This window comes from Elioraea sp., assembly GCF_051860475.1.
In the GTDB taxonomy this organism is placed as follows: domain Bacteria; phylum Pseudomonadota; class Alphaproteobacteria; order Acetobacterales; family Acetobacteraceae; genus Elioraea.
In genome coordinates this window covers 1-18,286 of the sequence record NZ_JBHYDW010000090.1, presented here as the reverse complement: position 1 = coordinate 18,286, position 18,286 = coordinate 1, and the positions used below count along the sequence as shown (strand labels likewise).

At 70.8% G+C, this 18,286-nt stretch carries 20 protein-coding genes and 1 pseudogene; 20 read left to right on the top strand and 1 reads right to left on the bottom strand.

Features of this window, described 5'->3' with window-relative positions:
* A pseudogene (locus ACTIFU_RS15430) lies at nt 1–656 on the bottom strand (4Fe-4S ferredoxin); the annotation flags it as partial.
* Nucleotides 657–757: 101 nt separating this feature from the next.
* On the opposite strand from ACTIFU_RS15430, the gene ACTIFU_RS15425 reads away from it, so the two are divergent.
* From ACTIFU_RS15425 to ACTIFU_RS15330, 20 genes are all read left to right on the top strand, one after another.
* Nucleotides 758–1,480, top strand: coding sequence for a biotin/lipoate--protein ligase family protein (locus ACTIFU_RS15425; RefSeq protein WP_439579207.1), 723 nt, complete (start codon nt 758–760; stop codon nt 1,478–1,480).
* Between the two features lie 8 nt (nt 1,481–1,488).
* A complete protein-coding gene (locus ACTIFU_RS15420; protein ID WP_439579206.1) occupies nt 1,489–2,019 on the top strand; it encodes a DUF6505 family protein in 531 nt (176 codons plus the stop codon).
* Complete coding sequence (locus tag ACTIFU_RS15415) at nt 2,016–3,041, top strand: DUF6352 family protein (RefSeq protein ID WP_439579205.1); 1,026 nt, start codon at nt 2,016–2,018, stop codon at nt 3,039–3,041. The genes ACTIFU_RS15420 and ACTIFU_RS15415 overlap by 4 nt, the downstream gene beginning before the upstream one ends.
* Before the next feature lie 10 nt (nt 3,042–3,051).
* The gene (locus ACTIFU_RS15410; RefSeq protein WP_439579204.1) at nt 3,052–3,567 is read left to right on the top strand and encodes a DUF3305 domain-containing protein; all 516 of its coding nucleotides are present in this window, start codon (nt 3,052–3,054) and stop codon (nt 3,565–3,567) included.
* A complete protein-coding gene (locus ACTIFU_RS15405) occupies nt 3,554–4,174 on the top strand; it encodes a DUF3306 domain-containing protein (protein WP_439579203.1) in 621 nt (206 codons plus the stop codon). Before ACTIFU_RS15410 ends, ACTIFU_RS15405 begins: the two co-directional genes overlap by 14 nt.
* A gap of 175 nt (nt 4,175–4,349) precedes the next feature.
* On the top strand, nt 4,350–4,991 hold the full coding sequence (locus ACTIFU_RS15400) for a TorD/DmsD family molecular chaperone (protein WP_439579202.1): 642 nt from the start codon (nt 4,350–4,352) through the stop codon (nt 4,989–4,991).
* 37 nt (nt 4,992–5,028) lie between these two features.
* A complete protein-coding gene (locus ACTIFU_RS15395) occupies nt 5,029–5,235 on the top strand; it encodes a hypothetical protein (RefSeq protein ID WP_439579201.1) in 207 nt (68 codons plus the stop codon).
* 24 nt (nt 5,236–5,259) lie between these two features.
* Nucleotides 5,260–8,196 (top strand): formate dehydrogenase subunit alpha, encoded by a 2,937-nt coding sequence (locus tag ACTIFU_RS15390; RefSeq protein WP_439579200.1) that lies wholly within the window; start codon nt 5,260–5,262, stop codon nt 8,194–8,196.
* 23 nt (nt 8,197–8,219) lie between these two features.
* Complete coding sequence (fdh3B, locus tag ACTIFU_RS15385; protein ID WP_439579199.1) at nt 8,220–8,816, top strand: formate dehydrogenase FDH3 subunit beta; 597 nt, start codon at nt 8,220–8,222, stop codon at nt 8,814–8,816.
* Nucleotides 8,817–8,879: 63 nt separating this feature from the next.
* Nucleotides 8,880–9,908, top strand: coding sequence for a formate dehydrogenase subunit gamma (locus ACTIFU_RS15380; RefSeq protein ID WP_439579198.1), 1,029 nt, complete (start codon nt 8,880–8,882; stop codon nt 9,906–9,908).
* Nucleotides 9,909–9,969: 61 nt separating this feature from the next.
* Complete coding sequence (gene mobB / locus ACTIFU_RS15375; RefSeq protein ID WP_439579197.1) at nt 9,970–10,491, top strand: molybdopterin-guanine dinucleotide biosynthesis protein B; 522 nt, start codon at nt 9,970–9,972, stop codon at nt 10,489–10,491.
* Nucleotides 10,492–10,495: 4 nt separating this feature from the next.
* On the top strand, nt 10,496–11,752 hold the full coding sequence (locus ACTIFU_RS15370) for a molybdopterin molybdotransferase MoeA (protein ID WP_439579196.1): 1,257 nt from the start codon (nt 10,496–10,498) through the stop codon (nt 11,750–11,752).
* Between the two features lie 38 nt (nt 11,753–11,790).
* A complete protein-coding gene (locus ACTIFU_RS15365; RefSeq protein ID WP_439579195.1) occupies nt 11,791–12,663 on the top strand; it encodes an isocitrate lyase/PEP mutase family protein in 873 nt (290 codons plus the stop codon).
* A gap of 173 nt (nt 12,664–12,836) precedes the next feature.
* The gene (locus ACTIFU_RS15360) at nt 12,837–12,971 is read left to right on the top strand and encodes a hypothetical protein (protein ID WP_439579208.1); all 135 of its coding nucleotides are present in this window, start codon (nt 12,837–12,839) and stop codon (nt 12,969–12,971) included.
* Nucleotides 12,972–13,497: 526 nt separating this feature from the next.
* Nucleotides 13,498–13,809 (top strand): 50S ribosomal protein L21, encoded by a 312-nt coding sequence (gene rplU / locus ACTIFU_RS15355; protein WP_439579194.1) that lies wholly within the window; start codon nt 13,498–13,500, stop codon nt 13,807–13,809.
* Nucleotides 13,810–13,827: 18 nt separating this feature from the next.
* Nucleotides 13,828–14,094 (top strand): 50S ribosomal protein L27, encoded by a 267-nt coding sequence (rpmA, locus tag ACTIFU_RS15350; RefSeq protein WP_439579193.1) that lies wholly within the window; start codon nt 13,828–13,830, stop codon nt 14,092–14,094.
* 71 nt (nt 14,095–14,165) lie between these two features.
* Nucleotides 14,166–14,792 (top strand): hypothetical protein, encoded by a 627-nt coding sequence (locus ACTIFU_RS15345; RefSeq protein ID WP_439579192.1) that lies wholly within the window; start codon nt 14,166–14,168, stop codon nt 14,790–14,792.
* Complete coding sequence (gene obgE, locus ACTIFU_RS15340) at nt 14,789–15,790, top strand: GTPase ObgE (protein ID WP_439579191.1); 1,002 nt, start codon at nt 14,789–14,791, stop codon at nt 15,788–15,790. The genes ACTIFU_RS15345 and obgE overlap by 4 nt, the downstream gene beginning before the upstream one ends.
* A complete protein-coding gene (gene proB / locus ACTIFU_RS15335; RefSeq protein ID WP_439579190.1) occupies nt 15,787–16,905 on the top strand; it encodes a glutamate 5-kinase in 1,119 nt (372 codons plus the stop codon). The genes obgE and proB overlap by 4 nt, the downstream gene beginning before the upstream one ends.
* A gap of 389 nt (nt 16,906–17,294) precedes the next feature.
* The gene (locus ACTIFU_RS15330; RefSeq protein WP_439579189.1) at nt 17,295–18,227 is read left to right on the top strand and encodes a trypsin-like serine peptidase; all 933 of its coding nucleotides are present in this window, start codon (nt 17,295–17,297) and stop codon (nt 18,225–18,227) included.
* Nucleotides 18,228–18,286 lie beyond the last annotated feature (59 nt).

Genomic DNA, 18,286 nt, shown 5'->3' with positions numbered 1-18,286 from the left:
ATCACATCGCAGTGGCTCGTCGCGCCGTCGCGCGCCGGGCCGAAGTCGAGCCGCGCGCGCGAGGACGGTGCCGGCAGCGCGTAGTCGTCGACGGTGAGTTCGAAGGCGCCGAGATGGCCGCGCGCGCGCGCGATCGTGCCCTTGACGACGGGGAAGGTCGTGCTCGCGGGCGGGGGGACGTCGCGAGGCTGGGTCAGCAGCACGGTCAGGTTCAGTCGGTCGGCGAGCTGCCGCGCCGCCTCGATGGCGGTCTCGTCGCGGCCGTAGATCAGCGTCACGCCTTCGGAACGATAGGAGACGATCGGGGTTGCCGGCATGGGCTCGGCCGCGCCGGCGAGCAGCGCGGCGATCTTCGGCGTCGCGCGTTTCGCTTCGCGGCTCCAGCCCGCATGCTCGCGGATGTTCACCGTGTCGAGGCGGAAGGCGTGGCCCGCGTCCTCGGCCCGCTCGGCGAACAGCGGTGCCTCCTGGGTGCAGGCGACCGTGACGTCGCCGTGGCCGAGCGCGGCCTCGAAACGGGCGAGCTCGGCGCGGCAGAGCTGGCGCGCGCCCTCGACGCGCGCCCCCTTGCAGGTACGGGCGAGCACGGCCTGGTCGAGCGTCATGGTGTCCTCGCAGGAACACACGAACACCGTCCGCCCGGCAGGCTGCGCCATTCCCGTTCCCTCGCCTGTGAAATCGCCCCATTGGCCCATATATGACGGCGATCGCAGGGCTCACAGGGGCCCGGGCGGGGCCGGAGGGACGGAACGCCGGGATGCGGGCAGAGGTGCCAGGGCTCGATCTGCCGCCGCTGTATCGCGAGGTACGGCTTCGCGAGGCGGGCGATGCCTTCGCCCATGCGTGCGCGATCGCCGCCGAGGCGGGGGCGGGTACCCTGGTCTGGTCACGCAGCCCGCGCCTGTTCGACGTCGCGGTGGTGCTGGAACCCGCGATGCCGCTCGGCCGCGCGAGGAGCGCGCTCTATGTCGGGATGTCCGCGCTCGCCGATGCGCTGGCCCTGCATGCGCCGCCGGAGAACCCGATCAGCTTCGTCTGGCCCGATCTCGTCGAGGTGAACGGCGGCGCGGTGGGCGGGGTTCGGCTTGCCTGGGACGAGGTCGGCGAGCAGCGTGCCCCGGCCTGGATGGTTCTGCACGCTGGGTTGCGGCTGGTACTCGACGACGGCGCCGAGCCCGGCGAGGCCCCCGGCGTGACCGCGCTCGCCGAGGAGGGCTATGGCGAGATCGACGGCGCCACTCTGACGGAATCCTATGCGCGGCACCTGATGGCCGGGCTGCACGACTGGCAGGATCGGGGGTTCCAGGCCGTGGCGACGCGGTATCTCGAGCGGCTCGACCGGCCGCGCGCGGCGCGGCGCGGGCTCGACCCCTCGGGCGACCTGCTGCTCCGGGCCGAGGATGGCGCCGAGACGCGGCACGCGCTGGCGCCGGCGCTCGCCGCGCCCTCGTGGCTCGGCGTGGCGGGGCTCGACGCATGAGCCGGCCCATGCTGCGCACGATCCGGCTCGATCCCTCGGACACGATCGTGTTCGAACGGGCCGCCGAGCCGGGCGAGCCGGCGGTGGTCGGCGGGTTCGTGTTCTGGGACGTCGATCCCGAGACGCTCGCCGGCAAGGCGCGCCAGGCGTTCCGCGCCGGGTTCCTCGGTGTCGAGAGCTTCGGCTGGTCCACCCTGGCGACCGTCGGCAGCGCGTCGGCGCTCCAGCGCGAGGCGGCGGTGGCCGCTTTGGCGGCGGCGATCCGCGACCGGTTCGGCGCACCGAGCATCGACGCCGCGCGGGCGGCGGCCGAGGAGGAGCTCGCCTATGCCGAGGGGCTGTGCGAGGGCCACGAGCCCGGCACGGTGATCGCGCTCAGCCGCGCGATCGAGGCGGGTGCGATCCGCGAGCGGTTCCGCACCGTCAAACCACGCGGCGCGCCGCAGGCCCTGCCGGTGATCGGGCTCGTGCGCAGCGAGGGCGAGGACGAGCCGGCCGAGTCCGTCGATCTGGTCGCGCTGATGAAGGGGGCGCGATGAGCCGCGACTTCTGGCTCGCCTGCGGCCACCACCTGACCGGGCGCAACGACGCGGGCGGGCTGCTCGTCACAGATGCACTGCTCGCCGCCTGGCTCGCCCGGCCCGAACTGGTTCCGCCCGCGGAGGCCTGCGACGCCGAGCGCGCACTCCATGCGTCCCTGCTCGCCGAGCCGCGGCGACGCGGCGCCGAGGTCGAGATCGCGGCGCTGGCCGATCCGGACGCGCGCGAGAACTGGCAGGTCTGGCTTGGCTTCCGCGATCATCTGCTCGCGCATCCGACCATCGAGGCCGGCTACGCGGCGCTGTTCCGGCGCGACCTCTCGGGCATGCCGCCGCTGTTCCTGGCCCAACTCGCGCAGCTGATCCTGCGCAACGTGCTGGACGGCTGCGAGGACCCGCTGAGGCTGCGCGCCGCCGAGCTGTTCTTTCGCCCCCAGCGTGCCTCGACGGAGGGCGGCAACCTGCTGCTGGCCGACGAGGAGGTGGTCGAGAGTGCCGCGCGCACCGGCGGGCTCGGATCGCTCGGCGCACTGCTGGCCGAGGCCGGCACGGCGCTGCGCTCGGTCGAACTCGACGTGCTCTCGGCGGAGAATGCCGATCTCTACTGGGACCGCTCCGACCTGCACGATACGGTGCTCGACCTGACCTTCGGCCGCGAGGGCCAGGACGCGCTCGCGCGGGTGATCGAGGCCTGGGTGCGCCACATGACCGGGTCCGCCGTCTCGGTCCAGCCGCTCCAGACCATCCATGACGAGGCCTGGGCCTGGTATGTCGGTCTGGATGCCGAGGCCTCCACGATCGTCGGTCGGCTGTGGCACGGCGAGGCGGTCGATCCGGAAGCGCTGGGGCGGATCGCGGCGCTCTATCGCCTGGAGTTCGCCGATCCGGCCGAGATGCTGGCGCGCGTGGCCGGACGTCCCGCGTATCTCGCGCTGGCGATGGATCACGCGAAGCGCGTGCGGCTCAAGCCGCAGAACCTGATCGAGAACCTGCCGCTCGCGCGCGGCCTGGCGGCGGCCTGAGGGCAGAGCCATGGAGGAGCTCCGCATTCCCGTCTCCGTGATCGTCGAAAGACGCCCGGCCTCGACCCAGTGGGTCGATCACGTCTGGGTGCCGGTTGCGGTGCTGCCGGCGCCGACCGTGGCGAAACCCTGGACCGTGCTGCACCGCCACAACGGGCTCACTGCCTATATCGCCGGCCAGGCGGAGGTGGAGCTCCATCCGTCGGACACGCTCGGCTACAAGGCGAATCTCGACTCCGGGCGGCCGATGCTCTGGGTGGTGCTGCGGCCGGGCCTCGACGAGCCGGGGATGGAGCTGCACCGGGTGCTCGCCGACCCGACCGAGGCCGAGGCGATGGTGACGGTCGGGGGCGAGGAGGTGATCGAGCCGGTGCCGATGCCCGGGCCGGTGCGCGAGGCGATGGAGGCGTTCGTCGCCCAGCACCACCGCGACCGGGGGTTCTACAAGCGCACGCGCGACCGCGCCGACCCCGAGGCGCTGGCGGCGCGGCCGCGCGCGGGGGGCGGAGGGCATGGCCGAGGCTGACGACCACGAGGGGTTCCTCGCGCGCTGGTCGCGGCGCAAGCGCGCGGCACGCGACGGCGTCGAGCCGCCTGCATCCGAGGCGCCGGCTGCCCCGGGGCCGGCCGAGCCGACCCGCGCGACGCTGCCGGAGCCGGAGGAGCCGGTCGATCTTTCCGCGCTGCCGATGCTCGATGACCTCACACCCGCGAGCGATATCACCGCGTTCCTGCGCAAGGGCGTGCCGCTCTCGCTTCGCAACGCGGCGCTCAGGCGCATCTGGTCGCTCGATCCGGCGATTCGCGACTACATCGGGCCCGTGGACTACGGCTGGGACTGGAACACGCCCGGCGGCGTGCCCGACTACGTCGCCGAGATCGGCGAGACCCCCGAGATCCGGCAACTTGTCGAGCGGATGCTTGCCTCCACGCCAGCCCGCAATGAGCCCGGCTCGCGCCCCGCCGAGCCGGCGGTGGCACGGCTCCAGCCGGCCCCTGAAGCCGTCCCGGCGCTGGAGCCGCCGACCGCCGGCGCGACGGTGGAGCGCGCGACCGAGCCGCCCGGGGCGGCCGAAGCCACCGCGGAGGCCCGCCCGGGTCGCCCGCGCCACGGCGGAGCGTTGCCGGTCTGACAATTCCGACTGTTTTGGTCGGATTTCCCGACGCCAGGACCCTTGTTCACGGCCCTGCGCGCGGCCGACGGATCGTGCGACGACACTTGGATTCCCGGGAAAATTCGGTCTAGACTCCGGCCCAAGGATGCGCCCCGGAGCGAAAGGGCGCACCAGAAGGAGCGTTCGGGGACCGTTGAGCGCAGGGAACGTTCTGTCGGGAGTTTCGGCGCCGGACCGCGAGACCGAGGCGGGTCGCGCGCGCGGCTACGCGCTGCTCGCGACGCTGCTTGTGCGCCCACCGGACGGCGCGCTGCTCGGCCGGCTCGGCATGCTCGACACCGACGGAACGGCGCTCGGCGAGGCACTGGCCGGCCTCGGCGAGGCGGCACGGGAGGCGCGGGCCGAGGCGGTCGAGCGCGAGTTCCACGAGCTCTTCATCGGGCTCGGCCGCGGCGAACTGCTGCCCTATGCGAGCTACTACCTCACCGGTTTCCTCCACGAGCGGCCGCTCGCCAAGCTGCGCGCCGAGCTCGCCGCGCTGGGCATCGAGCGTGCCGACGGCGTGGCCGAGCCCGAGGACCACATCGCCACGCTCTGCGAGGTGATGGCCGGGCTGATCGACGGCAGTCTGGGGCACGGCAGTCTGGGCGACGGCAGTCTGGGCGACGGCACGGGGCCGGACGGACGCATCTTCGAGCGCCATCTCCGCCCCTGGGCGGACCGGTTCTTCGCCGACCTGGAGCAGGCGAAGGCCGCGCGGTTCTATCGCGCGGTCGGCCGGCTCGGGCGGGTCTTCATCGGAATCGAAACGGAAGCGTTCGCGCTGCCGGCGTGACAGGCGCGACGCGGAGGGTCGAAAGGGAGCGACGGGCATGAGCAAGGACACGATCGAGACCGGGGCGCGTCGGCGCTTCCTGCGCACGCTCGGCGTCGCGGGCGCGGCGGCCGCGACCCTGCCGCTGGCCGGCGCGACGCCGGCGGCCGCGCGCGAAAGCCGCGAGGAGATGAAGAAGCGCCGCTACCAGGCCGACTCGGCCCATGTGCAGGCCTTCTACCGCACCAACCGCTACGAGCGCTGAGGCGGGAGCAAGGGAGGAACGCCGATGCTGATCAAGCGCAGCGACGCAACCCGGGCCCGTGGCGGCATCGCCCAGGCCTTCGCATCCTTCTCCGCCGGGGCGCTCGACCGCCGCGGCTTCCTGCGGCGGTCGGGCGTGGCCGCAGGCGGGCTCGCCGCCGTCGCCGGGCTCGGCGCCGGGACGGTGAAGCGTGCCGAGGCCGGGCCGATGCAGCCCGGCGTGCCGGTCGAGATCAAGAAGAACATCTGCACCCACTGCTCGGTCGGCTGCACCGTCACGGCGGAGGTGCAGAACGGCGTCTGGGTCGGCCAGGAGCCGACCTGGACCAGCCCGATCAACCGCGGCACGCACTGCGCCAAGGGCGCGGCCGTGCGCGAACTCGTGCACGGCGATCGCCGCCTCAAGTACCCGATGAAGCTGACGGGCGGGCAGTGGCAACGGATCAGCTGGGATCAGGCGGTCACCGAGATCGGCGACAAGATGCTCCAGATCCGTCAGGAGACGGGTCCGGACGGCCTTTTCTTCCTCGGCTCGGCGAAGTTCTCGAACGAGGGCGCCTATCTGTTCCGCAAGTTCGCCGCGTTCTGGGGCACCAACAACGTCGACCACCAGGCGCGCATCTGCCACTCCACCACGGTCGCCGGCGTGGCCAACACCTGGGGCTACGGCGCGCAGACCAACTCCTACAACGACATCCGCAACTCGAAGACCGTCATCATCATGGGCGGCAATCCGGCGGAGGCGCATCCGGTGTCGCTGCAGCACGTGCTGCAGGGCAAGGAGAAGAACCGCGCCAACCTGATCGTCATCGAGCCGCGCTTCACCCGCACGGCCGCGCACGCGACCGAGTTCGTGCGCATGCGTCCGGGCACCGACATCCCGGTGCTCTGGGGCCTCCTGTGGCACATCTTCGAGAACGGCTGGGAGGACAAGGAGTTCATCCGCCAGCGGGTGTACGGCATGGACGACGTCCGCAAGGAGGTCGCGAAGTGGACGCCCGACGAGGTCGAGCGGGTCACCGGCATCCCCGGGGCGCAGCTGCGCAAGGTCGCCGAGATGTTCGCCAAGCAGCGGCCGGCGACGCTGGTGTGGTGCATGGGCATGACTCAGAAGTCGGTCGGCACGGCCAATGTGCGCGCCGCCTGCATCCTGCTGCTTGCCACCGGGAATGTCGGCGGCCAGGGCGTGGGCGCCAACATCTTCCGCGGCCACTGCAACGTGCAGGGTGCGACCGATCTTGGCGTGGATAACGTCACCCTGCCGCTGTACTACGGCCTGGACGAGGGGGCGTGGCGGCACTGGACCCGCGTCTGGGAGGTTCCGTACGACTATGCACGCGCCCGCTTCGGCAAGCCCGACGCCGCCGACGATGTCCGCAAGAAGCTGATGGAGACCGCGGGCATCACCTCGACCCGCTATCTCGACGCGACCATGCTGCCCGCGGGCGATCTGCGCGATCAGCCGAACCTGCGCGGCATGGTGGTGTTCGGCCACGGCGGCAACACCGTCACCCGCATGCCCGAGGCGGCGAAGGCGCTCGCCAAGCTCGACCTGCTGGTGGTCGCCGATCCGCATCCGACCACCTTCGCGGTGCTCGGCGAGCGGCGCGAGGGCACCTACCTGCTGCCGATCTGCACCCAGTTCGAGTGCGACGGCAGCCGCACCGCCTCGAACCGGTCGCTGCAATGGGGCGAGCAGGTGGTGAAGCCGATCTTCGAGAGCAAGAACGACTACGAGGCGATGTACCGCCTCGCCGAGAAGCTCGGTTTCGCAGCCGAGATGTTCAAGAACATCACCGTGCGCGGCAAGGAGCCCCTCGCCGAGGACATCCTGCGCGAGATCAACCGCGGCGGCTGGTCCACCGGGTATTGCGGCCAGTCGCCGGAGCGGCTGAAGGCGCATATGCGCCACCAGCAGCATTTCGATCTGGTCAGCCTGCGCGCCGGACCCGACGCGCCCGAGGAGGTGCGAGGCGACTACTACGGCCTGCCCTGGCCGTGCTGGGGTAAGCCGGAGATCCGCCATCCGGGCACGCACCAGCTCTACAACACCAACCTGCATGTGAAGGACGGCGGCGGCACGTTCCGCGCGCGGTTCGGCGTCGAGCGCAACGGTGAGACCCTGCTCGCCGAGGGCTCGTACTCGCGCGGCTCGGAGATCCAGGACGGGTATCCGCAGTTCACCTACGGCGTGCTGAAGCGGCTCGGCTGGGATGCCGACCTGACCGCCGAGGAGCGCGCGACGATCGAACGGATCGGCGGCAACAACCCCGACACCGTGTCGTGGGCGATCGATCTCTCGGGCGGCATCCAGCGGGTGGCGCTCGAGCACGGCTGCATCCCGTTCGGCAACGGCAAGGCCCGCGCGAATGCGTGGAACCTGCCCGACCCGATCCCGGTGCACCGTGAGCCGATCTACTCGCCGCGGCCGGATCTCGTGGCGAAGTACCCGACGCGGGACAACTTCGTCGCCCACCGCGTGCCGAATATCGGCCATACGGTGCAGAAGCAGGCGGTCGAGCGCAACATCGCGCGCGACTTCCCGCTGGTGATCAGCTCCGGCCGACTGGTCGAGTACGAGGGCGGCGGCGAGGAGACACGGTCGAACAAGTGGCTCGCCGAGCTCCAGCAGGACATGTTCGTCGAGATCAACCCGGCGGACGCGGCCGCGCGCAACATCACCGACGGCGCCTGGGTGCTGGTCCAGGGTCCGGAGATGCCGAGCGACAAGTTCATCCGCGTCAAGGCGCTGGTGACCGAGCGGGTGGGCCGCGGCGTGGTGTGGATGCCGTTCCACTTCGCCGGCTGGTTCATGCAGGAGGATCAGCGCGGGAAGTACCCGCAGGGGACCGACCCGATCGTGCTCGGCGAGAGCGTGAACACGGTCACCACCTACGGCTACGACCCGGTGACCTCGATGCAGGAAGCCAAGTGCACGCTCTGCCAGGTGCGGGCGGCGTGAAGGGCTAGGGAGGAGAGATCGTCATGGCCCGCATGAAGTTCCTTTGCGACGCGGATCGCTGCATCGAGTGCAACGCCTGCGTCACCGCCTGCAAGAACGAGCACGAGGTGCCCTGGGGCATCAACCGCCGGCGCGTCGTCACCATCAACGACGGCAAGCCCGGCGAGCGCTCGATCTCGATGGCGTGCATGCACTGCACCGACGCGCCCTGCGCGGCAGTCTGCCCCGTCGACTGCTTCTACACCACCGCCGACGGCGTGGTGCTGCACTCCAAGGATCTGTGCATCGGCTGCGGCTATTGCTTCTACGCCTGCCCGTTTGGCGCGCCGCAGTATCCTCGGCTCGGCAACTTCGGCAGCCGCGGCAAGATGGACAAGTGCACCTACTGCGCCGGCGGTCCTGAGGCCGACTCGACGCCGGCGGAGTACGCCAAGTACGGCGCGAACCGTCTGGCGGAGGGCAAGTTGCCGCTCTGCGCCGAGATGTGCTCGACCAAGGCGCTGCTCGCCGGCGACGGCGACATCATCGCCCAGATCTACGCCGAGCGTGTCACCACGCGCGGCTACGGCTCGGGCGCCTGGGGCTGGCGCACGGCGTACAAGGACATGGTGGCAGGCTGAGTAGGGACGCGCCGGCGGGGGGTCGGACCCTGCCGCCGGCCTCTTCCGCGGGAGGACCACCGGATGAAGGGCATCACCACCCGGCTGCGCGCAGCACTCGTCGCGATCGTCCTCGGCCTGGGCGTCGGTCTCGCATCGGCTCCGGCGACCGCGCCTGAGGCGCTCGCGCAGGCCCCGGCCGCGCCGCCGGCGGCGAGCGAGCAGATGCTGTTCAACTACCTGCAGGGCAACGTGCAGGGCCGCGTGACCATCCCCGACCCGCGCGCCGGCACACTGATCCAGCCCGCGGGGCGCGACTTCCAGACCTTCTGGCGCTCCACCATGAAGTGGATCGGCGGCATCGCCATCGGCGGCATGCTTGCGGTGCTGGTGATCTTCTACCTGGTGCGCGGCAAGATCCGCATCGCCGCCGGCGCCTCGGGGCGCACCATCCCGCGCTTCAACGGGCTCGAACGCTTCGCGCACTGGCTGACCGCCTCCACCTTCATCGTGCTCGGCATCACCGGGCTGAACATCACCTTTGGCCGCGAACTGCTGCTGCCGGTGCTTGGGCCCGAGGCGTTCACCGCCTGGTCGGAGGCCGGCAAGGTGGCGCACAACTACCTCTCCTTCCCGTTCACCCTCGGCATCGCGCTGATGCTGGTGATCTGGATCAAGGACAACCTGCCCTCGCGGGTCGATGCGCAATGGTTCGCGCAGGGCGGCGGGCTGATCGGCAGCGCGCATCCGCCGGCGAGGAAATTCAACGCCGGTCAGAAGATCATCTTCTGGTCGGTGGTGCTCGGCGGCGCCGCGATCGCGGTCACCGGCTACATCATGATGTTCCCGTTCCAGTTCTGGGCGACTGACATGGCCGGGATGCAGCTTGCGATCGAGTTGCACGGAATCATCGCGCTGGTGATGATCGCGATCATCCTGGCCCACGTCTATATCGGCTCGCTCGGCATGGAGGGCGCGTTCGCGGCGATGGGCTCGGGCCGGGTCGATCTGAACTGGGCCAAGGAGCACCACAGCCTCTGGGTCGACGAGATGATGAGCGGTGGGCGCGACGCCGCCGCACCCTCGGGGGCGCGCAGCGCCGGCGCCGACTGAGCCGCGCGCGCGAGATGGGAACCGGCCGGCGGACGGCCTCCGCCGGCGGCATCCTGCGCGGATGAAGGTGTTCGGCATCACCGGCTGGTCCGGCTCGGGCAAGACCACGCTGCTCGTGCGGCTGATCCCGGCGCTGGTGGCGCGCGGCCTGACGGTCTCGACCGTGAAGCACGCGCATCACGGCTTCGACGTCGATCGTCCGGGCAAGGACAGCTACGAGCATCGCCGCGCGGGTGCCACCGAGGTGCTGATCGGCTCGGCCAATCGCTGGGCGCTGATGCACGAGTTGCGCGGCGTGCCCGAGCCTGCGCTGCCGGAGCTGCTTGCGCGCATGAGCCCGGTCGATCTGGTGCTGGTCGAGGGCTTCAAGCGCAACCCGCACCCGAAGCTCGAGGTGTGGCGCGCGGGCACCGGCAAGGCGCCGCTGTTTCCCGAGGACGCACACATCCTCGCCGTTGCCTCGGACGGCGGCGACGTCCCCGGATGCGCGCTGCCGCAGTTCGGACTGGACGAGATCGAGGCGATCGCGGGTTTCGTGATCCGCACGGTCGGGATCGCCGCGCCCGCGCGCGCGGCAGGCTGAGCGCATGGCGCAGCTCTCCGACGACTGCTTCGCCTTCGGCGGCGCGCTGCTGCCGGTGGACGAGGCGCTCGCCGAGCTGCGCGCGCGGCTCGCCCCTGTCGCGGGGATCGAGCGCGTGCCGTTGCACGGCGTGGTCGGGCGCATCCTCGCCGAGGACCTGATCGCCGGCGTCGACCTGCCGCCCTTCGCCAACAGCGCGGTGGACGGCTACGCACTGCGCCACGCCGATCTCTCGCACGATGTGGACACGATCCTTTCAGTCGGCGGGCGCGTGCCGGCGGGCGGCGCGCTCGGCCGACAGGTCCAGCCGGGCGAAACGATCCGTATCTTCACCGGTGCGCCGATGCCCGAGGGCGCAGACACGGTGATGATGCAGGAGGATGCCGAACCGCTGCCCGACGGCCGGGTGCGGCTGCGTCCGGGGCTCAAGCGCGGGGCGAATGCGCGCGAGGCCGGCGAGGACGTGCGCGCCGGCGCGGTCGCGCTGGCGGCGGGGCGGCTGTTGCGGCCGCAGGATGTCGGCATGGCGGCCGCGCTCGGGTACGACGCGCTTGCCGTGCGGACGCGGCTGCGCGTGGCGCTGTTCTCCACCGGCGACGAGCTTGCTTCACCCGGCGCGGTGCTGCCGGCACTGAAGGTCTACGACAGCAACCGCTTCACCCTGCACGCGGCGCTGACCCGGCTCGGCTGCACGGTCACCGATCTCGGCATTCTGCCGGACCATCCGGCTGCGGTGGCCTCCGCGCTCACGGAGGCCGCGCCGGCGCACGACCTGCTGCTGACCTCGGGCGGGGTCTCGACCGGCGAGGAGGACCACGTGAAGGCGGCGGTCGAGGCGGCGGGCTCGCTGTTCTTCTGGCGGCTTGCGATCAAGCCCGGCCGCCCGGTCGCGCTCGGCCAGGTGCGCGGCACCGTGTTCGCGGGGCTGCCGGGGAACCCGGTCGCGGTCGTCGTGACCTTCGTGCACATCGTCCGTCCGCTCGCGTTGCTGCTCGGCGGCGGCACCGCGCCGCCGCTGCTGCGCTTTCCCGTGCGCGCTGCGTTGCGCTACCGCAAGAAGGCCGGGCGGCGCGAGTATGTGCGCGCGAGCCTGGTGCGGGGCGAGGACGGCGCGATCGAGGCGCGCAGCTTTCCGCGCGAGGGGGCAGGGCTGCTCTCCTCGCTGGTCGAGACCGACGGTCTGGTCGAGCTGGACGAGGCGACGACCACCGTCATGCCGGGCGACGCCGTCGCGTTCCTGCCGTTCAGCGAGCTCCTGTAGCCGCGGCCCTGAGCCGCCGCACCCCTGGAAGGACTGCCATGACCCCTCCCGATCGCCTGCGCGCCCTGCTGGCCGAGCCCGGCTTCGTCGTCATGCCGGCGGTGTGGGACGGGCTGAGTGCGAAGCTCGCCGCATCCGCCGGTTTTCGGACCGCATTCCTGTCCGGCTCCTGCGTGGCGGCGAGCCGGCTCGGCGGACCCGATCTCGACCTGATCTCGTTCGGCGAGATGCTCGACTCGTTCCTGATGGTCCGGAATGCGGCGCCCGCAACGCTGGTGCTGGCGGACGGCGATCATGGCTACGGCAACGCGATGAACGTGCAGCGCACGGTGCGCGCCTATGGCCGTGCCGGTGCGGCGGCGATCCTGATCGAGGACAAGATCACGCCGCGCGAGCTGACGGCGTCCGGCAAGCCATGCCTGCCGCGCGAGGAGGCGCGGATCAAGATCCGCGCTGCGATCGAGGCGGCGCGGGAGTCCGGCATCCTGGTGCTGGCACGCACGGATTGCCGGCCGACGCTGGGGATCGACGAGGCGGTCGCGCGGATCGAGATGTTCGTCGCGGAGGGCGCGGAGATCGTGCTGCTCGATTCGCCGGCGGACGAGGCGGAGATGCGCCGCGCGGTGGCGGCGGCCAAGGGGCGGCATTCCTTCGTCGTGCTGTCTCCGGGTGCGCCGCGCGCGACGCCCTCGCGCGCCGAGGCGGCAGCGCTCGGCTTCCGGATCGGCACCTATCCGACGGCGATGCTGTCGCCCGCAGTGGCCGGAATGAAGGCCGGGCTTGCGGCGCTGGTCGCCGGAGACGCGGAGGCGACGAGCGCGCTGCCGCCGGCAGAGCTGCGCGCCACGCTCGGCTATCCGGACTACGACGCCGAGGCGCGGCGGTTCCGCACGAGCGCGGCCGGGTCCTGATCCCCGCGCGCGGCTCTGGCTCCGGTCGCGGCGTGCCGTGCGTCCGGGGCGGAGACGGCTCTCGGATCGCTTGGCGCGCATCGTGACCCGATCAGGTGACTCCACCTGCTTGGGATCGGGTCTATCGGGAATTTCGTGTTGGGGTCGCAGGGTGGAGCTGAAGGAGCCCCTGCATGCCACGCCGCAAGCCGCCTGCGATCCCGGTTGAGGTTCCGGACCGGCTGCTGCAGCCCATCGGCAACATCCCGCCGACCGAAGCCGAGGAACGCTACTACGCCATGCTCGATGACCAGAGGCTGGCGGCGTGACTCATGCCAAACAGCGTCCGACGAACCCGGGGCGGTTCAGTGGCCGGGTTGCGCAAGGCGCGGCCTCGCGGCCTCGCCAAGATCGACTGGCAGTTCACCCTCGCCATGGCCGCCTGCACCCTTCTCCGCCTGCCGAAGCTGTTGGCCACGACGACATGATACCCAGAGACTGCCCAGGGCGTGCCACCGACCACGAGAATCGGCCGACGACGCGGGCTACGCGGCTCCGCAACCCCCAAAGCAGCCCTTCGCCGCCGCCAAACACACGCCTCTGCCACTGCTTTTCAGCAGCCTGCCAGGTCACCCCTTCCTCTTCATGGCGTTGCTTGCCTCTCGGGGGTTCGACACCCCGAGCCTGTTGGCTCAGGGTGGGCAATGCCGCTTCCGCTTCCTCGACATCGGCCGGGACATGCCCTCGCGGTTGACGGCGACTGGCTCCTTCGCCATAACCCCGCATTCCGCGCGGCTCCGGCCCGCGGCCGTTGCTGTTTGCGCCCGCGTGGGCGCCCGACCGAGGACGAGACCCATGTACGCCGTGATCCGCGCCAGCGGGAAGCAGTACCGCGTGACGCCGAATGCCGTGCTCGCCGTGGACCGGATCGAGGCCGAGCCGGGCCAGACCGTTACCTTCGGCGAGGTGCTGATGGTCGGCGGCGAGGCAGGCGTGAAGATCGGCGCGCCGCTGCTCAACGGCGCCTCGGTCGCCGCGACCGTGCTGGAGCAGAAGAAGGACGACAAGATCCTCGTCTTCAAGAAGCGCCGCCGCAAGAACAGCCGCCGGCTGCGCGGCTTCCGCCGCCAGCTCACCGTGCTGCGCATCGGCGACATCACCGCCTGACGCGAAGGAGACAGAGCCATGGCACACAAGAAGGCGGGCGGTTCGTCCCGCAACGGGCGCGACTCCGCGGGTCAGCGCCTCGGCGTGAAGAAGTTCGGCGGCCAGTCGGTGCTTGCCGGCAACATCCTCGTCCGCCAGCGCGGCACGAAGATGCGCGCGGGCACGAATGTCGGCACGGGCCGCGACCACACGCTGTTCGCGCTGGTCGACGGCCAGGTGAAGTTCCAGCGCAAGGCCGAGGACAAGGTGCATGTCAGTGTGGTGCCGGTGCCGCCGGTGGAGTGACGCCTGCGCGCGGCCTCGCGACCTGACGACAAGGGGCCGGCAACGGCCCCTTTTTCGTTGAGGACAGGCGAATGGAGCCAAGAGGCCTTCCAATCGATCTCGAGCAGATCGAAGCAGCGATCCATCGTGCACTCGGGCTGCTCTGCACCGAGGCGAAGATGGAAGCTTTCAAGCTGGAGCAAGACGCACCTGCCGCGCAAACCGCGCTCAAGCTCCTGCACCTTCGGCGTTTCCAGAATTGTCTTGGGCACGAGCTCATGACAATCGCCGCTGGCCTGCGGATCGCAGATGAGCGCGCCGAGGGCAAGTTCCTGTGCACCTTTAGAGTCGATACAATTGACTTGGACGACCAGAATCAACGCCCCGTAAATTTGAGGTATGCCTGCAACAAGATTATTCACACGCGGACCCTCGCTTGGGATTGGACCCCATCGGGCCTGGAGGGGGCGCTCGCAGCGCTTGGCGGCACTACGCGAACTCCACATCGAGGCCCAGTCGCAAGGCTGTTGGGGAAGCAAGGCGGCAAGGAATGGAAAGTAAATTTGAATATTACTACGTTTTTGGAATCTTCTGCGATGGCAGTAAGGGTATTTAAGGATTTTGAGACGAGATTTTCGACAGATATAAGACAATTACTTCCCAAAAGGCCAGCAGTCGATTCCCCCAGCTTGTCAGAAGGACCTGGGCAGAAGCCATGAAATTCCTCGATCAGGCCAAGATCTGGGTAAAGGCGGGCGACGGCGGCAACGGCTGCGTCGCCTTCCGCCGCGAGAAGTTCATCGAGTTCGGCGGCCCCTGGGGCGGCGGCGGCGGCAGGGGCGGCGACGTGATCGTCGAGGCCGTGGCCAACCTCAACACCCTGATCGACTACCGCTACGCCCAGCACTTCAAGGCCGAGCGCGGCGAGGACGGCAAGGGCAAGGAGATGACCGGCCGCGGCGGCAAGGACCTCGTGCTGAAGGTCCCGATCGGCACCGAGATCCTCGCCGATGACCGCGAGACCGTGCTCGCCGACCTCACCGAGGCGGGCCAGCGCATCACGCTCTGCCGCGGCGGCAAGGGCGGCTTCGGCAACACGCACTACAAGTCGTCCACCAACCGCGCGCCGCGCCGCGCCGATCCGGGCGAGCCGGGCGAGGAGCGCTGGATCTGGCTCCGCCTCAAGCTGATCGCCGATGCGGGGCTGGTCGGCCTGCCGAACGCCGGCAAGTCCACCTTCCTCGCCGCCACCTCCGCCGCGAAGCCGAAGATCGCCGACTACCCCTTCACCACGCTGCACCCGCAGCTCGGCGTGGTGCGGCTCGGCGACTCCGAGTTCGTGCTCGCCGACATCCCCGGGCTGATCGAGGGCGCGCATGAGGGCGTGGGGCTCGGCGACCGCTTCCTCGGCCATGTCGAGCGCTGCCGGTGCTTGCTCCATCTGGTGGACGGCACGCTCGAAAGCCCGAGCCGCGCGTACCGCACCGTGCGCGAGGAGCTGGCTGCCTATGGCGGCGGCCTCGTTGAGAAGCCCGAGATCGTCGCGCTGAACAAGATCGACGCGGTCGAGCCGCGCGCGCTCGCGGCGCGCCAGCGCGCGCTCGCCAAGACGGCTGGGCGGCCGGTGCTGCTCGTTTCGGGTGCGACCGGCAAGGGCGTGGATGCGGTGCTGCGCGCGCTCTGGTCGGTGATCGCAGAGGCCCAGGCGGCCGCATGAACGCGCTCGCGGCGAAGCGCCTGGTGGTGAAGGTCGGCTCCGCCCTGCTGGTGGACGATGCGACCGCCGCGCCACGCGCCGCCTGGCTCGCCGCGCTCGCCGCGGACATCGCGGCCCTGCGGGCCGCCGGCACGCAGGTGGCGGTGGTGTCGTCGGGCGCGATTGCGCTCGGCCGGATGCGCCTGCCCTCGCTGCCGCCGCGCCATCGGATGCGGCTCGAGGAGAAGCAGGCCGCCGCTGCCGCGGGCCAGATCGGGCTCGCCCGCGCCTGGGAGGAGGCGCTCGCCCCGCACGGCCTCTCCGCCGCGCAGGTGCTGCTGACGCTCGATGATTCCGAGGAGCGGCGGCGCTACCTCAACGCGCGGGCGACGATCGAGACGCTGCTCGGCTTGGGCGCGGTGCCGGTGATCAACGAGAACGACACGATCGCGACCGCCGAGATCCGCTTCGGCGACAACGACCGCCTCGCCGCGCGGGTCGCCGAGATGATCGCCGCCGATCTGCTGGTGCTGCTGTCCGACATCGACGGGCTCTACACCGCCGACCCGCGCAAGCACGCCTCCGCGCAGCACATCCCGGAGGTTGCGGCGGTCACGCCGGAGATCGAGGCGATGGCCGGCGATGCCGAGCCCGGCATCAGCACCGGCGGGATGGTGACCAAGCTCGCCGCGGCGCGCATCGCCACCCGTGCGGGCTGCCGCATGGCGATCGCGCATGGCGGGCACGCGCACAGCCTGCGCGATGTCATGACCGGCGCGGTCCGCCGCACCGTGTTCGCCGCCACCGCCGCGCCGCGTTCGGCCTGGAAGTCGTGGATCGCCGGCGCGCTGGCGCCGGCGGGACGGATTGTGGTGGACTCGGGCGCGGTGCGCGCGCTGCGCTCGGGCCGTTCCCTGCTGCCCGCCGGCGTGCGCGCGGTCGAGGGCGGGTTCGCGCGCGGCGACTGCGTGGCGGTGGCGGGACCCGACGGGGTGGTGGTGGCGCGCGGCCTCGCCAACTACGCCGCCGAGGATGCGCGCCGCATCATGGGCCGGCACTCGCGCGAGATCGCCGCGATCCTGGGCTTCCAGGGCCGCGAGGAGATGATCCACCGCGACGATCTGGCGCTGCTGTAACGGAAACGCCACGGAATATTACCTGGGTCCGTATCATTCCGATCTTGCAATCCAAGCGTGGCGGTGGTAGTCTGCTGCCCGTTGCGCGGTGGTGTCGGACCACCGCCTGCTCAGCCGGAGGATTGCCGTGACCGACGGGGACGGACGTGGCCAGGGGCGCACGCCGCCCGCTCGCCGCGCTTCCACGCGCCAGCCCGGCCGCGAGGAGGATCGCACCACGACGGGCGCACCCGGACGGGCCGACCATGCGGCCCGGTCGGCTGCGGCGGGCACGGCCGCGAACCCCGTCGAGGTCGAGGGCACGAGCGAACCGGCACCGCGCGCATCGGCACGGCGCCGTCCCCGCTGATCGAACCGTCCGGCATCACCCCACACCCAAGGAGAGCGTGATGGACCTGGAACTGCGCTGGAGAGAGGTCGAGGCCGCGATCGAGGCGGAGAACGCCAAGCCCGCGCCCGAGGATGGCCATGCGCCCGTCTCTGGCGCTGGCGTCGGCGAGCGCGAGACCGATACGCTGACGCGCCCGGAGTTCGGGGCCGCGGGGGCCGCGGCCGAGACCATGGCGGAGGTGTACACCGAGGCGCCGGGCGGGGCCACGGTCGCCGAGGTCGAGGGCCAGGACGTCGGTGCTGAATCCGCCATGCCGCCGCCGGTCATGCCCGAGATCGTGCACGGCACCGATGATCGTGTGCGGGTCAACAACACCACCGCCTATCCGTACCGCACCATCTGCCACCTGGAGATCACCGCCGCGAACGGCCGCAGCTATATCGGCTCGGGTGCCTTCATCGGGCCGCGCGTGGTGCTGACCGCGGGGCACTGCATCTACATCCATGCCGACGGCGGCTGGGCGCGCAGCGTGCGCGTGATCCCGGGTCGGAACGGCAGTTCTAAGCCCTATGGAGAGGCTGTCGGCACGAACTACCGCAGCGTGAAGGGTTGGACCCAGAGCAGGAATTCCGACTATGACTACGGCGTGATCATCCTGCCCACGGCGCTGGGCAACACGGTGGGCTGGATGGGGCTGGCCGATCTCGCCTTCACCAGCCTGATGGGGCTGAACGTGAACAACTCCGGCTACCCGGGCGACAAGCCCTACGGCACGCAGTGGTGGAACAGCAACAACATCCTCGCGGTGACGGGCCGCCGCCTCTACTACCGGATCGATACCATGGGCGGCCAGTCCGGCAGCCCGGTCTGGCGCTTCAAGGACGGCAACCGCCACATCGTCGGGATTCACACCACCGGGGGGACGTTCAACGGTGCGACCCGGGTGAACGAGGACGTGTTCAAGAACCTGGTCGCCTGGAAGGGGCTTTGACGCGGAGGGCGATGGAGCGCGTCGAGGGACGGATCGTCGCGATCTACGAGACCTGGCCG